Below are 14,321 nucleotides of genomic sequence, written 5' to 3'. Positions count from 1 at the left end.
CTTTTTATTATCGTTTACCAAGCAATTTACGCATCAGACGCTGCAACAAACCACGCGGCTGCTCTTCAGACGGACCGGCCACTTTTTCGGCCTCCTTAGCCATTTTGCTGTCCGGCACATCGCTGCTGACATTAACACGATCAGTCAAATTAGCCGGCGCTGCCTGAATATATTCTGTGTCGGTCGCTAAGAAACCTGTTACTGATGTCGCGGCCAAATAATTCAAAATATCCAGCATTTCTAAAGGCATAACTTTATACAAAATATTCAAGTTAACCGATGTTTTGGTTAGAAAGGCTGACAACCGCATGGATTCAGGCACATGTGCCAACCGGGTTAAATTCGGCCAACGCTTCAAAGTAAAGACGGTTTGCGGTGTCATCGGATAAATCAGACGGCCTTGTGCAGTCCAAATTGCCATTTGCCACAAGCACGACATAATCGTAACTTTAGCCTTTTCTTTCCATTGCGGATTATCCGGCACAGCCTTACATACTACGGCAAGATTATCATCTTTACATAATTTTTCCAACTCAGTAGCATTAACGGTCAATAAAACACGCTGAATATTGGGAAAAACAATCAATACCGGTTTGCCTTCATGCAAAACGGCAATATCTTGATGGCCTTGACTGGCAAATTTCAAGGCCCCCAGCAAACCTTTTTGCGGATTAAAACGGCGAATAGTTGCTTTGCGTGTACCATCGGCTTGGGTTTGCCCTGCTTCCTGACCGGAAGTCACACCGTCTGAAACGGTAAAAATCTGTCCGCCTTGCGCCAAGCTGCGCAAAATAGGGAATAAGGTATCAAATTTGATTGGTTTGGGCAGATACGGTGTAGTAACGGTCGGTTCAGATGAAGAGAACATGGCCACCGGTGTTTGAGAATAGGCTGCTGTTGCTGCCTTCCACGCTTCTATCCCTTGTTGTGAATCGGTATCAACCAAAATCAAATCCGGTTTATCGGCTGAGTCCGGCGTGACAATTTCGTAATTCGTCGTATTGTGCATTTTAAAAGCCATACGGAATACAGCCTCTTGCTGCTCCCCCACTTCTAGCAGCATAATGCGTATGGTTTTAATTTTAGGTAACAGATTGTCCATTATTGGTACTCTCTTGGGTTATTTTATTTTTTAGAATGTTGGTTGACACGTTGCAGCAAGCGGCTCATGGCCAAAACTACTTCTTCCGGCAAGCTGACGACGCGTTCGCGCAATAAACGTAAGAATTGTTCCAGGCGCGCCCAATCTTCGGCACGCTCATAAAGGTCAAACAGCATCACATAAAGCTGAGATTCTTTCGGATATTGCAATACTGCCTGCTCTAAAGTACCAATGGCTTGATCGAGCTGACCATACATCAGCAAGGATTCCACTTCTTTCAATGCCTCATCGGCAGGCGAATTGTTCGCGCTGATGACAGAAGAATCTTTTTGCACCAAATCCCGGTATTTGGCTTTTATTTGTAAGGCAGTGGGTTGCAAATAACCACGTGATAAGCCGATCTCCCGCACTTGCTGCTCACTCGGACTGCGTTCAAGGTCGTCAAAGAGCTCATGGTAGCCGAGACTATAGCCCCAACCCAACATGCGTTCTTTAACTTGGCGGCCATATTGCCCCAAAGAGTAGTAAAGCTTCCACAAATGCTTGGCAAACTGACCGACTTCTTCGTTTTGATAGTCCAACTTCAAGGCATCGATAATCAGACTTGCAGGTTTAGCAGAATGGTGAATCGCGCGGTTGTATTGTTCTACTGCTGTTTCATAATTAACTTTATCTTTCAGAATCTTGGCACTTTGCTCCGGCTTAACAAAGCCGATTACCGCATTCATCTCTTCAGGCGTAATGTCGCCAAATTCCTTTTTACCCAAAACAATTGGTGCGCGCTTAGAGAGGCCATTAGCAACTTGCGGATTGGCGGAATCGATGGTGAGAACAGGGTTGGTTACGATGTTGTCATCCAGACCGTTGTTTTCACCAATTTGTCGGGCAACTTCCTGTATGTTCCAGCCCAGTTTGCTCTCCGCCAATACGCGTAGACGCAAATGAGTAGGCTCAGCCATCAAACCCAGTTTCACATATTCAGCCAAACTGTCTTCCGGCAAAGCAGCACCATGATTTTCTAAGGTTTCGGCTAATTTATCGATATTACTGATACGCAGATTTAAGCCAACCAATTCATGAACTAATTTTTCAGGTGCGCCGTCAGGCAAACCATTGAGATAGCTGGCGAGTGATTCGGCGGCTTTGCTTTCGTAGCCGAATTGCTTATAAACTTGATATTCGGTTAATGGATCAACTTCCTGAGCGGATACGGAAGCCGTAGATGCGCCGCTGCCGCCTTCCATGCCCCACTCCCAATCTTGGTTGTCGGCACTGGAAACGGACTGATTGACTTTATCCATCCACTCTGCGCCATCAGAAGCTTCGTCAGCCTGATTTTGATGATTATTTTGTCTTGATGCTTTAGTCGCTTTGCCCGGTTTTTTTGCTGTCGCACCGCCTTGTTTATAGCGCACGAACAACAAGACCAGCAACAAAAGCGCCAGCAAGATGATTAAAAGCGAATAATTCAAGAACACCTCCCGATGATGCGCGAATGCGCAATCATACTGCCAATGTATTAATATGTTCGACACTCATTTATTTATGCTATCGAATCATGTTATCCCTAGATTAATTATGATAGCATGATTCATCAGATAATTACATTAAAAACCATTTTACAGACAGCCTTATTCTATCGGTTCACCGCTCAAACACACCTATGGATTCGACATGAGCAGTTTGTGGAAACATGTTCATCACGCCGGCTGACTTAAAAACATAGCCTTTCCCAATCAAAACAGCAGCATCGCGCGCGAATGTAGCAGGATTACAAGACACATAAACGATACAATTGGGCAAATATGGTAAATGTAGCGATTTGACGACAGCATAAGCGCCACTACGAGGCGGGTCGAGCAACATCTTATCGAATTGCCCCCACGAGGCTACTGTTGCTTCATCTGTTTCAAATAAGTCTGCCGTTTGAAATTCAACCTGTTGTGTACAGCCGTTTGCGATGGCATTTTGCCGTGCACGATCAACCAAATAATCTGCGCCTTCAATACCGACTACACGTGCGCCACATTTTGCCATAGGTAAGCTGAAGTTGCCTAACCCGCAGAACAAATCGGCAATTCTTTCGCCTGAACGGATATTCAGCAACCGGATGGCGCGACTAATCATCAGTGCATTTAAATCGGCATTAATTTGAGTAAAGTCGCCCGGCCGATAAGGCATAGTCAAATCATACTCAGGCAAATCATAAAACAAAGACAAATCAAGATGATGGATTGGATAAAAAGCCTTTGCCGATTCTTTACCGTATTGCAGCCACAGCTGCCAAGTTTCGTTTTTTTCTTTTAAAGACGTACCAAACCACTTTCTTAATTGGTGCTCTGTTTTTTCAGACGGCCTTTGATAAAAACACAGATTCAATACGGTTAATTTTTTACTGTGGTAAAACTCGACAAATTTGATTTCCTCTCCCGAATTTACTAATTTTTGCAGCAACATTTTTACCGAAGGAATCTGCGCGGAAATGTGTTGTGGCAACACCTCGCAAGAAGCAATATCCACCACATCATGACTGCGCTTGGCCTGAAAGCCGAGCTTGACTTCGCCTGACGCATCAATGGCGACACTCAATCTGGCTCGATCACGGTAGCGCCAAGATGCCGCATAAATCGGCGGCAGAATTTGCTCCGGGAACACTTTACCGATGCGCGCCAATTGCTCTTCTAAAATTCGCTGCTTAAATGCGACCTGTGCATTCGGCTCGATATGTTGCAATACGCAACCGCCACATGTATCAAAATAGCGACACTTTGGTTTAACACGTTCACCGGATGGCTTTAAGACAGATTTAATTTCCGCTTCGTCGAATTGTTTTTTAGATTTACTTATGCGGTAGCTAACGGTTTCAGACGGCATGGCACCTTTGATAAAAACCGCTTTTCCGTTTACACGCGCCACCCCGCGCCCTTCGTAATCCAAAGAAAAAACGTCCGCCACATTCTTCACACACTCCCCCTTCACCATCTATTCATCATAACTCAAATATTGATTTTAAATAACCGTTTACCAGTTATTACTTACCGAAAAGGCATATTTTCGCACAGTTACCACTATATTAAGGTATGATTTTCCACAATCATCTTTTAACCCTTTGTTAAAACACAGACAAATACATGAAAAAAATCAGCTTAAGTTTATTTGCACTGACACTGACCACCACGGCATTTGCCAACACCCCGCTGCCTGATGTCGCACCGGCAACCGAAGGCCAACACGTTTTCATCAATATTCCGCAACAACGCCTGTTTTTATACACCAACGGCAAACTGACTAAAGCTTATCCTGTTGCAGTTGGTAAAGCCATGACCCAAACGAATTTGGGCGAACACAAAATCGGCGTCAAAGCTTTTAATCCCACGTGGCACATTCCAAAATCAATTCAAAAAGAACGTGGTGACAATGTGAAAACGATTCCGCCAGGTCCAAAAAATCCTTTAGGGCCAGTATTTGTCCGACTTGGCGATCCGAAATTAGGCTTAGGCATTCACGGTACTAATGTACCGTCTAGCGTACCGGGGGTACGCAGCCATGGTTGCGTGCGCATGAAATCGCCCGATGCCTTAGAGTTTGCCAAAACCATCTCTACCGGCTCACCGGCTCACGTAATCTACCAAATGGCGACTTTAAATGAAGATGCCAATAAAAATCTGTGGCTTGCCGCTTACCGCGACCCATACGGCAAGAAAAACCTTGATACAGCCGCATTGAAAAAAAGCATTGAGGCATGGACAAAAGCTCATGGCAAAAACATCAACACCAAACGCGTTGATGCGATTTTGAAGAACCGCACCGGTCAAGCCAACTGTTTAACTTGTGTCAAAGGCGTGAAACTCAAAGTCCCGCTAAAATCTCTGGCTTGGACGGCCGGCTCATCTGCTTACAGCAAACCGAAAGCAATGCCGAAACCTGCTCCGGTTAAAGACGATGTATTGCCATCAGGTTCGGAAATCGAAATCGATGCCGGTGATGATACTGTAAAACCGGTTATCCCGACCCCGGCGACACCGCAAACTACTCAACCGGTTGCACCAAGCAATGCAGCGGCTTCTGAAGCAAACGTGCCTGTACCTGCCTCAAACTATGTTCCTGCACCTGCTTATCCGACACAGGAAATTCCGGCGGATGCCGAGCCAACCGAATTGCTGTTTTAATATTTTAATGAACATTAAGGCCGCCTGAAAAAGAAACTTTTGTTTATCTTTTTCAAACGGCCTTTGTTATTTACTATGCAGATGATTCACTGCGCCGAATAATTTATGATTGCTTACCCTTTTCAGACGGCCTTCCAAGCCTTAAACTAACCCACTGTTGAATTTATCCTTATTTGGAGATACAGATGAACGCTAAAATCAAAGTCGGCATCGTCGGCGCAACAGGTTATACCGGCGTTGAATTATTGCGTCTACTGACCACGCACCCCAATGTTGAAGTAACCGCCGTCACCAGCCGGGGCGAAGCCGGCATAGCGATTGCCGATTATTTCCCAAGCCTGCGCGGCATATATGATTTGGTTTTCCAAACTCCTGACGTAGCCGGCCTTGAACAATGCGATATGGTCTTTTTTGCCACTCCAAACGGTGTTGCCATGAAAGAAGCACCGGAATTATTGGCCAAAAATGTGCGCATTATCGATTTATCTGCCGATTTCCGCATTCAAGACATTCCAACATGGGAACAATGGTATGGCATGACACACGCTTGCCCCGATATTGTGCCGCAGGCCGTTTATGGTTTATGTGAAATGAACTGTGAAGCCATTACCCAGGCGCAAATTGTGGCCAATCCCGGCTGCTACCCGACCTGTGTGTCCCTGCCGTTGTTGCCATTATTACGACAAGGCCATCTGAAAACCAATATGCCACTCATTGCCGACTGTAAATCCGGCGTTTCCGGCGCCGGCCGCAAAGGCAATGTCAGTTCGTTATTGTGCGAAGCCGGCGATAACTTTAAAGCCTACGGTATCGGTGGGCACCGTCACTTACCGGAAATCAAGCAAACCATCAATAGCTTACAAGCCGATGTGGCCGAAGGTTTCGTGTTCGTCCCACACTTAACCCCGATGATTCGCGGCATGCATGCCACCGTTTACCTGCACTTGAATGACAACATCAATCCATACGAAATCTTGAGCGACTTCTATCAAGACAGTCCTTTTGTGGATGTGATGAAGCCGGGTAGCACGCCAGAAACCCGCAGCGTACGCGGTGCCAACATCTGCCGCCTAAGCGTGCAGCAAGCACCGCAAAGCCGGCTTTGGGTGGTGTTGTCGGTGATTGATAATCTGGTTAAAGGCGCTGCCGGACAAGCTGTTCAAAATATGAATATTATGTTTGGTTTTGACGAACGCTTAGGCTTGCAAGCTGCGCCATTATTACCTTAAGTTTCAAGTAAAGATTTGAAAACAAACCTGAGGCCATCTGAAATGCTGCATATTTCAGACGGCCTCAGGCCTTACTGCGGGTTTCTACTGTGTATTGTTTTCGATCTCAATTGATTTATTCGTAAACCACACCTGCTACGAATTCTTGCTCATTGAGACCGCCATATTGCTGCTCCCAATCATGCGATGCTTCAACGATGTCACATTCGCGCGCAAATTTGCGCTGCTTGACATTCATATTCTCCAAAACCAAATGGCTCAACTGCTCACACTCTAATGCGGAAAGCGACACATTAGGAGATTGCGCTTCCGAGTAGCTGACAGGAAACGCTATCAAGCCTAAAGCCAAAGCCATTACTGCCAACCAAGTATTTTTACGATAGCCTGTCATTTTGATTCCTTTAATTAAAATGATTAAAAATAATCCCATTCTTTTGAAATCAATCAGATTAACTTGAAGCCCCTCTTCATACACCATACACAAAGCATATGACAGAATAAACACAGAGACAAACTCAAAAATATGGAAAGGAACTTTAGTTAATCTTTACTTTCCGACATAATACTAAGAAAAAATAAATAATGCAATAATTTTTCTTAGTTTAACTAATTTTTTTCTTACATTATTCCAAAAAATGAAGTAAAATATAAAACAATCAACCAGTGTGTATCCAAAATCACACTTTCATCTAAGGAATAACATGGATACCTTTAAAGACAGACTGGCCTTTTTATGGAAAGGCGAAGCCAAGCAAGCAAAAATTGCTGCCGATATTGATATGACTATTGCGGGATTTAGCCGAATTTGGAATGAAGGCGGCTTACCGAAATCAGAAACCTTAAAAAAAATCAAACAATTGAAAGGTTGCAGTATTGATTGGCTGCTGACCGGCGAAGGCGACCCTTTTCCCGACCAAGCCACACCCAATACCACCGCTTACGATACGCTCGGCAATCCCGTTGATGTTGAAGAATTTGTGTTTGTGCCACGTTACGACATTCAAGCCGCCGCAGGCCATGGCCAATTGGTGGGGGATGAAAAACCTGTCTTCACTATGGCTTTCCGCCGCTATTGGATTGAAAACTACGTCACCCGCGACACCAAAAATTTATCCGTCATCTCCGTTAAAGGCGATTCGATGGAAGGTGTGCTCAACGATGGTGATTCGATTCTGATTAACCACAGCGAAACCACGCCACGCGACGGACTGTATGTGTTACGACTCAATGAAAATCTATTGGTCAAACGTTTGCAGTTAATGCCGGGCGGTATTGTGAACGTCATTTCTGCCAACGAAGCCTATCCGACCTTTGAAATTGATTTGAACCATCTGGGTGACGACATCGCCATTATCGGCCGTGTGGAATGGTTTGGGCGCAATATCTGATTTTTATGGCGGCTATTGAATTTTAAGTCATTGTCCCAACTTGCCTTAGTGAGCAGATTGCGCGACAATACACATAACATTCATATAATATAAAAGGAATCACATCATGTCAGATGAAAGCCCTATTCTATTCACCGATAGCTGCTGCACCAAAGTGGCGGATCTTATCGCGGAAGAAAGCAACCCAGAACTCAAATTGCGTGTTTTTGTAAACGGCGGCGGATGCTCCGGTTTCCAATACGGCTTTACCTTCGATGAAATCAAAAATGATGACGATTTTGAAATCGAAAAAAACGGCCTGACTTTCCTGGTCGACCCTATGAGCTACCAATACCTGATCGGTGCCGAAATCGACTATACTGAAAGCCTGCATGGTTCCCAATTCGTGATTCGCAATCCTAATGCCGAAACCACTTGTGGCTGCGGTTCATCATTCTCGGTTTAATGGGTAGGCCGCTTCAGATAGATTGATATATTAAGACCTGATATTTCAACCAATCACCCAAGGTTAGGTTGGGCTATCGCCTAGAAACGCTTTCCAACAAAAAGCCGTCTGAATGATTCAGACGGCCTTTTCATGGTATTTTGTTTAAATAAGTATCCGTTTTGTGTGATTTATGATATATATAAAATAATTGACTAATATATTATCCATTATTGAACAATAATACTAATTGGACAATCACCGTTTACAGACCTGATTTTTTAGTTTTATTACACTAGGCTATTTTAACCCTAGAAATTACCCTTTATCTGTTGCAGAAGACAGGCAACTTTATAAGATTTATACTTTTTCTAACAATAGAAAATCTCCTGATAAACCGCACACTAAAAACTACATAAGCCGTTTTATCAATTGTACAAATGGGATACTGATGAACCAAAAAGCTAAGCTTTACGACGTATATGTTTCTTATCCGCCCAATGTCGATCGCGAGCGGATTAATGCTTGTTTGTATGATAATCTGCCGGGAAACGAAGCAGAAGATTTGGTGCAAGCATTGGCAGAGCGCCCACAAGCTATTATTGCTGAAAACTGCACGCAAGAAGAACGCGAAAATGCCCAACATTATTTCAATTACTTGGGCTTAGATGTCATCGTCCGCCATTCTTTAGAACTGGCGCCAAGCTCTCTCAATTCTGAGTCAGAAGAAGGTGCACCGGCAGAAATCAGCCAATGCCCGGTGTGTATGACCATTATTGAAGATCCGGACAAGCCTCATTGCGTGGTTTGTGATTTTCAATTCTCCAGTGCCACGCCCCAAGTTATTGACCGCAAACGCATTGAATGGCAAGAAAAGCTGGCCTTTGAACACAAAAAGCAAACCGAGATTGCCCACAAACTCAAACAAGAGCGCGAACGTGAAGAAAAAATCCTGCGCAAGCAAATCCGTGCGGAATTGGAAGAAAAGCTGCGTGAAGAATTGGGGGAAAATCGCACCCTGATTGCTATCGCCGCCAAACGCAAAAACATCTTAATCGGCATAGTTGCCTTCATTCTGATGATTTTATTGGTTGCAGCCGGTTACTTTGCCGCTAAATTCCTGTAAATTTCTTAATTTAAAAGGCCGCCTGAACATATTCGTTTCAGACGGCCTTTTTGTATGGTTTACCTATTCATGCCTAATAGAATGCTTTGGCGCAACGCCTTGCAATGATTTATAATTCGTCCATCTTCAGTGCAACCGAATGCCCACCATGAAATGGCTCAAACGCATTAAAACCATCTTTCGTACCCTCTATCTTTACAGACTGTACGATTTATTTATCAATTATATCCAGCAAGATTGGTTGCGCAATTTAATCGGCCAGCTGCCACAATCAGGCGAATACCAAGATCAAACCTTGCCCGTGCGCTTACGCTTGGCTTTAGAAAGTCTCGGTCCGATTTTCATCAAATTCGGCCAAGTCTTATCTACCCGCCCCGATTTGATTCCTTATGAATACGCTATTGAACTGGCGAAACTACAAGACCGTGTGCCACCGTTTGACGCTCAATTGTCACGCCGCCAAATCGAAAAAGCCTTAGGCCAATCGATTGAAAAAATGTATGCCGAGTTTGAAATCGAGCCGGTTGCCAGCGCATCGATTGCCCAAGTACACAAAGCACGTCTGCACAGCGGCGAAGAAGTGGCAGTAAAGGTGTTGCGCCCGAATATCCTGCCGGTTATCGAACAGGATTTGGCGCTGATGCGCTTGGGCGCAGGCTGGTTGGAACGCTTATTTGCCGACGGCAAACGCCTCAAGCCGCGCGAAGTAGTCGCCGAATTCGACAAATACCTGCATGACGAATTAGATTTAATGCGCGAAGCGGCCAATGCCAGCCAGCTCGGCCGCAATTTTGCCGGCAGCGACATGCTGATTATTCCCAAAGTATTTTACGATTACTGCTGCCGCGACGTACTGACCATTGAATGGATGGAAGGCACACCGGTTTCCGACATCGCCACGCTCAAAGCTAAAGGAATCGACTTAAAAAAACTGGCCGATTACGGTGTGGAAATCTTCTTCACCCAGGTGTTCCGCGATGGTTTTTTCCATGCCGACATGCATCCGGGCAATATTTTAGTCGCCGATGACAACCGCTACATCGCGCTTGACTTCGGCATTATCGGCAGCCTGACCGATTACGACAAACGCTATTTGGCGATTAACTTCCTCGCTTTTTTCAACCGCGATTACCACCGCGTCGCCACCGCCCATATCGAATCAGGTTGGGTGCCGGCCGATACGCGCGCGGAAGAGCTTGAATCTGCGGTGCGCAGCGTGTGCGAACCGATTTTCAACAAACCAATTTCGCAGCTTTCATTCGGCTTGGTACTGATGCGCTTATTTGAAGTAAGCCGCCGCTTTAATGTCGAAATCCAGCCACAACTGGTTTTGCTGCAAAAAACGCTGCTCAACATCGAAGGCTTAGGCCGCCAACTCGACCCTGATTTGGATTTATGGGCCACAGCCAAACCGTTTCTTACCAAATGGATGAACGAACAAATCGGCCCCAAAGCCTTTCTTAACCAGCTCAAAACCGAAGCCCCGGACTGGGCGCAAATCCTGCCGAGCCTGCCACGCAAACTCAATGCACTGGTAGATGAAACCCGCCAGCAGGAAATGCGCGACGCTTATCTGCATTTGATTAAAGTGCAGCAACGGCAAAGCCTGTGGCTCGGCTTGATTGCCATTGCCCTGCTGCTGATTTTGATTTTTAAATAAGTACGAGGCCGTCTGAAAGAATCTGTTTTCAGACGGCCTGAGACCTTTGCAAAACTGATCAATCATTAATAAAAACTAAAACTGCCGTCATTCCCGCGCAGGCGGGAATCCATCTCAGAATTCAAGAACCATTTTATTCAATAGCTTGCCATATTAAAAAATGGATTCCCGCCTGCGCGGGAATGACGTCGGTTTTATGTGTGCTGGCTTTTAAAGGAGCTTTGCAAAGGACTCGGCCTAAATGATTTAGCCAAGATTTCATTCACGCAATACACCATTCGAAACCGTCTGAAAAGCAACACACCTTTTTCAGACGGTCTTGTCATCTAACCCTAACAACGAATTATGCTATAATTGCCCGTTTAAAAATTTTAGCAAATATCAGGAAAAAACATGAGTTTAAAATGCGGCATCGTCGGCCTGCCCAATGTCGGCAAATCCACTCTGTTCAACGCCTTAACCCAATCGGGCATTGAAGCGGCCAACTACCCTTTCTGCACCATCGAACCGAATGTCGGCATTGTCGAAGTACCTGACCCGCGCATGGCCGAATTGGCGAAAATCGTCAATCCGCAAAAAATGCAGCCTGCCATTGTGGAATTTGTCGATATCGCAGGTTTGGTGGCCGGTGCCAGCAAAGGCGAAGGCTTGGGTAACCAATTTTTGGCCAACATCCGCGAAACTGATGCCATCGTAAATGTGGTGCGCTGTTTTGATGATGAAAACATCGTCCACGTTGCCGGTAAAATCGATCCGATTGCCGACATCGAAACCATCGGCACCGAATTGGCTTTGGCCGACTTAGCCAGCGTGGAAAAAGCCATTGTCCGCGAAGAAAAACGCGCCCGCAGCGGCGACAAAGATGCACAAAAATTGGTCGATTTGTGCAAAAAATTACTACCGCATTTAGATGAAGGCAAGCCGGTTCGCTCATTCGGCTTGGATACCGAAGAATTGGCCATGTTGCGCCCGCTGCTCCTGCTCACCGCCAAACCCGCCATGTATGTCGGCAACGTCGCCGAAGACGGTTTTGAAAACAACCCACACCTCGACCGCCTTAAAGAATTGGCTGCCAAAGAAAACGCACCGGTTGTAGCCGTATGCGCTGCCATGGAAAGCGAAATCGCCGAATTGGAAGACGACGAGAAAGCCGAATTCCTCGCAGAAATGGGCTTGGAAGAACCGGGCTTGAACCGCCTGATTCGCGCCGGCTACGATCTGCTCGGCCTGCAAACCTACTTTACCGCCGGCGTCAAAGAAGTCCGCGCATGGACCATCCACAAAGGCGACACCGCCCCGCAAGCCGCCGGCGTGATTCATACCGACTTCGAACGCGGCTTCATCCGCGCCCAAGTGATTGCCTATGAAGATTTCGTAGCCTTAGGCGGCGAAGCCAAAGCCAAAGAAGCCGGCAAAATGCGTGTAGAAGGCAAGGAATATATCGTAAAAGACGGCGATGTGATGCATTTCTTATTCAATGTGTAACCGATAAATGCTTGCAACGTTCAGACGGCCTTATTAAATAAAGGCCGTCTGAAAACATAATGGAACCAATATGAGCTTATTAAAAGACTTACAAGCGCGCGGTTTGATCGCGCAAACTACTGATATTGAAGCTTTAGAAGCTTTGTTGAACGAACAAAAAATCGCTTTATATTGCGGTTTCGACCCGACTGCCGACAGCTTGCACATCGGTCATCTGCTGCCCGTGTTGGCATTGCGCCGGTTCCAACAGGCCGATCATACGCCGATTGCTTTGGTTGGCGGGGCCACCGGTATGATTGGCGACCCGAGCTTTAAAGCAGTAGAGCGCAGCTTGAATTCTGCCGACACTGTGGCCGGCTGGGTGGACAGCATCCGCAATCAGTTGAAACCGTTTTTGAGCTTTGAAGGCGATAATGCTGCGGTAATGGCCAATAATGCCGATTGGTTCGGCCAAATGAACTGCTTGGATTTCCTGCGCGACATCGGTAAGCATTTCTCGGTAAATGCGATGTTGGCAAAAGAATCGGTGAAGCAGCGTATCGACCGTGATGATGTGGGTATTTCGTTTACCGAATTTGCCTACACCTTACTGCAAAGCTACGATTTCGCCGAATTGAACCAACGCCACGGCGCATTACTGCAAATCGGCGGCTCCGACCAATGGGGCAACATCACCAACGGCATCGACCTCACCCGCCGCCTGCATCAAAAACAAGTGTTTGGCCTGACCCTACCGCTGGTCACCAAATCAGACGGTACCAAATTCGGTAAAACCGAAGGCGGCGCGGTGTGGCTGGATGCGAAGAAAACCTCGCCTTACCAGTTTTACCAATTCTGGCTGAAAGTAGCCGATGCCGATGTTTATAAGTTCTTGAAATATTTCACGTTCCTAACCATCGAACAGATTGACGAAATCGAAGCAAAAGACAAAGCCAGCGGCACCAAGCCTGAAGCGCAGCGCATTTTGGCCGAAGAAATGACCCGCCTGATTCACGGTGAAGCGGCTTTGGAAGCGGCACAACGCATTTCTGCCAGCCTGTTTGCCGAAGATCAAAGCAACCTGACCGAAGCCGATTTTGAGCAACTCGCCCTTGATGGTCTCCCTGCGTTTGAGGTGTCCGGCAACGTCAATGTGGTGGAAGCCTTGGTAAGCAGCGGCTTGGCGCAATCAAATAAAGAAGCGCGTGGCTTTGTGAACAGTAAAGCAGTTGTGATCAATGGAGCAGCCGTAACTGAACCGAACAATCCGAACCACGCTGCGGAAAAACCGGATGATGCTTATCTGCTGACCGATGAACACAAGCGCTTTGGTAAATATACGATTCTGCGCCGTGGCAAACGTAACCATGCTTTATTGGTGTGGAAATAAGTAATTTATAAGTTAGAATCAATCTCTAACCTACTAACAAGCCGTCTGAAAATTTCAGACGGCTTGAGCATTTCTGCGTTGTATGCTGCTCGCTCGCATGCCTATCGTGTGATATGTCTGCACTCGCTGCGCTGCTACGCCTTGAACTGCATCCACATCCGGCAGTTTTGTAACGGCATCGGCTTGTCCGACTGTAATAAAGATTAAAAAAATCTCTTTTAACCAAATATAGCAAATAAACATATTCTCCGATACAATTCCCCCATGGCCTGTTCAGAAGACTTCAAACAACCCGTACTCAAAAAACTCCGTCAAGGATGGACGATTCGCAGAACCGCAAAAGAATCCGGCACCGCCATTCTCCACCAT

General features: G+C 46.1%; 12 protein-coding genes and 1 pseudogene. 9 read left to right on the top strand and 4 right to left on the bottom strand.

Annotation, left to right across the window (positions count from 1 at the left end; genetic code table 11):
• Window positions 1-7: 7 nt before the first annotated feature.
• The 3 genes from ACFPVS_RS10640 to rlmD form a co-directional block, all read right to left on the bottom strand.
• Window positions 8-1,102, bottom strand: a complete 1,095-nt coding sequence (locus ACFPVS_RS10640) for a response regulator (protein WP_378595752.1) — start codon at window positions 1,100-1,102, stop codon at window positions 8-10.
• A gap of 23 nt (window positions 1,103-1,125) precedes the next feature.
• Window positions 1,126-2,580, bottom strand: a complete 1,455-nt coding sequence (locus ACFPVS_RS10635; protein WP_096295826.1) for a 23S rRNA methyltransferase — start codon at window positions 2,578-2,580, stop codon at window positions 1,126-1,128.
• A gap of 166 nt (window positions 2,581-2,746) precedes the next feature.
• Complete coding sequence (rlmD, locus tag ACFPVS_RS10630; protein WP_378595751.1) at window positions 2,747-4,084, bottom strand: 23S rRNA (uracil(1939)-C(5))-methyltransferase RlmD; 1,338 nt, start codon at window positions 4,082-4,084, stop codon at window positions 2,747-2,749.
• A gap of 149 nt (window positions 4,085-4,233) precedes the next feature.
• Here rlmD and ACFPVS_RS10625 point away from each other — a divergent pair, with 149 nt between their 5' ends.
• Both ACFPVS_RS10625 and argC read left to right on the top strand, forming a co-directional pair.
• A complete protein-coding gene (locus tag ACFPVS_RS10625; RefSeq protein WP_123804678.1) occupies window positions 4,234-5,271 on the top strand; it encodes a L,D-transpeptidase in 1,038 nt (345 codons plus the stop codon).
• Between the two features lie 185 nt (window positions 5,272-5,456).
• Complete coding sequence (argC, locus tag ACFPVS_RS10620; RefSeq protein ID WP_096295827.1) at window positions 5,457-6,500, top strand: N-acetyl-gamma-glutamyl-phosphate reductase; 1,044 nt, start codon at window positions 5,457-5,459, stop codon at window positions 6,498-6,500.
• Between the two features lie 115 nt (window positions 6,501-6,615).
• On the opposite strand, the gene ACFPVS_RS10615 is transcribed toward argC, so the two are convergent.
• Entirely contained in the window at window positions 6,616-6,891 is a 276-nt protein-coding gene (locus ACFPVS_RS10615; protein WP_096295828.1) for a hypothetical protein, read from the bottom strand.
• Window positions 6,892-7,201: 310 nt separating this feature from the next.
• Here ACFPVS_RS10615 and ACFPVS_RS10610 point away from each other — a divergent pair, with 310 nt between their 5' ends.
• The 7 genes and pseudogenes from ACFPVS_RS10610 (at window position 7,202) to ACFPVS_RS10580 (ending at window position 14,125) form a co-directional block, all read left to right on the top strand.
• Window positions 7,202-7,888, top strand: a complete 687-nt coding sequence (locus ACFPVS_RS10610) for a S24 family peptidase (RefSeq protein WP_123804679.1) — start codon at window positions 7,202-7,204, stop codon at window positions 7,886-7,888.
• Window positions 7,889-7,994: 106 nt separating this feature from the next.
• Window positions 7,995-8,333, top strand: a complete 339-nt coding sequence (gene erpA, locus ACFPVS_RS10605; protein WP_096295829.1) for an iron-sulfur cluster insertion protein ErpA — start codon at window positions 7,995-7,997, stop codon at window positions 8,331-8,333.
• Window positions 8,334-8,763: 430 nt separating this feature from the next.
• The gene (locus ACFPVS_RS10600; RefSeq protein WP_096295830.1) at window positions 8,764-9,438 is read left to right on the top strand and encodes a hypothetical protein; all 675 of its coding nucleotides are present in this window, start codon (window positions 8,764-8,766) and stop codon (window positions 9,436-9,438) included.
• Window positions 9,439-9,586: 148 nt separating this feature from the next.
• A complete protein-coding gene (ubiB, locus tag ACFPVS_RS10595) occupies window positions 9,587-11,098 on the top strand; it encodes a ubiquinone biosynthesis regulatory protein kinase UbiB (RefSeq protein ID WP_096295831.1) in 1,512 nt (503 codons plus the stop codon).
• A 393-nt stretch (window positions 11,099-11,491) separates the two neighbouring features.
• Window positions 11,492-12,583, top strand: a complete 1,092-nt coding sequence (gene ychF / locus ACFPVS_RS10590) for a redox-regulated ATPase YchF (protein WP_096295832.1) — start codon at window positions 11,492-11,494, stop codon at window positions 12,581-12,583.
• 70 nt (window positions 12,584-12,653) lie between these two features.
• On the top strand, window positions 12,654-13,952 hold the full coding sequence (gene tyrS, locus ACFPVS_RS10585; protein ID WP_096295833.1) for a tyrosine--tRNA ligase: 1,299 nt from the start codon (window positions 12,654-12,656) through the stop codon (window positions 13,950-13,952).
• Between the two features lie 45 nt (window positions 13,953-13,997).
• Window positions 13,998-14,125 (top strand): annotated as a pseudogene (locus ACFPVS_RS10580) (lipoprotein signal peptidase).
• Window positions 14,126-14,321 lie beyond the last annotated feature (196 nt).

Source organism: Neisseria weixii (assembly GCF_042658245.1).
Taxonomy (GTDB): Bacteria; Pseudomonadota; Gammaproteobacteria; order Burkholderiales; family Neisseriaceae; genus Neisseria; species Neisseria weixii.
The sequence above is the reverse complement of the archived record's forward strand: the minus strand, read 5'-3'. Positions and strand labels throughout refer to the sequence as shown.

Excerpts from the sequence above, each read along its gene's own strand:
- ACFPVS_RS10640 (WP_378595752.1), bottom strand. The coding sequence starts at position 1,102 with ATGGACAATCTGTTACCTAAAATTAAAACCATACGCATTATGCTGCTA.
- rlmD (WP_378595751.1), bottom strand. The coding sequence starts at position 4,084 with ATGGTGAAGGGGGAGTGTGTGAAGAATGTGGCGGACGTTTTTTCTTTG.
- ACFPVS_RS10625 (WP_123804678.1), top strand. The coding sequence starts at position 4,234 with ATGAAAAAAATCAGCTTAAGTTTATTTGCACTGACACTGACCACCACG.
- argC (WP_096295827.1), top strand. The coding sequence starts at position 5,457 with ATGAACGCTAAAATCAAAGTCGGCATCGTCGGCGCAACAGGTTATACC.
- ACFPVS_RS10615 (WP_096295828.1), bottom strand. The coding sequence starts at position 6,891 with ATGACAGGCTATCGTAAAAATACTTGGTTGGCAGTAATGGCTTTGGCT.
- ACFPVS_RS10610 (WP_123804679.1), top strand. The coding sequence starts at position 7,202 with ATGGATACCTTTAAAGACAGACTGGCCTTTTTATGGAAAGGCGAAGCC.
- erpA (WP_096295829.1), top strand. The coding sequence starts at position 7,995 with ATGTCAGATGAAAGCCCTATTCTATTCACCGATAGCTGCTGCACCAAA.
- ACFPVS_RS10600 (WP_096295830.1), top strand. The coding sequence starts at position 8,764 with ATGAACCAAAAAGCTAAGCTTTACGACGTATATGTTTCTTATCCGCCC.
- ubiB (WP_096295831.1), top strand. The coding sequence starts at position 9,587 with ATGAAATGGCTCAAACGCATTAAAACCATCTTTCGTACCCTCTATCTT.
- ychF (WP_096295832.1), top strand. The coding sequence starts at position 11,492 with ATGAGTTTAAAATGCGGCATCGTCGGCCTGCCCAATGTCGGCAAATCC.
- tyrS (WP_096295833.1), top strand. The coding sequence starts at position 12,654 with ATGAGCTTATTAAAAGACTTACAAGCGCGCGGTTTGATCGCGCAAACT.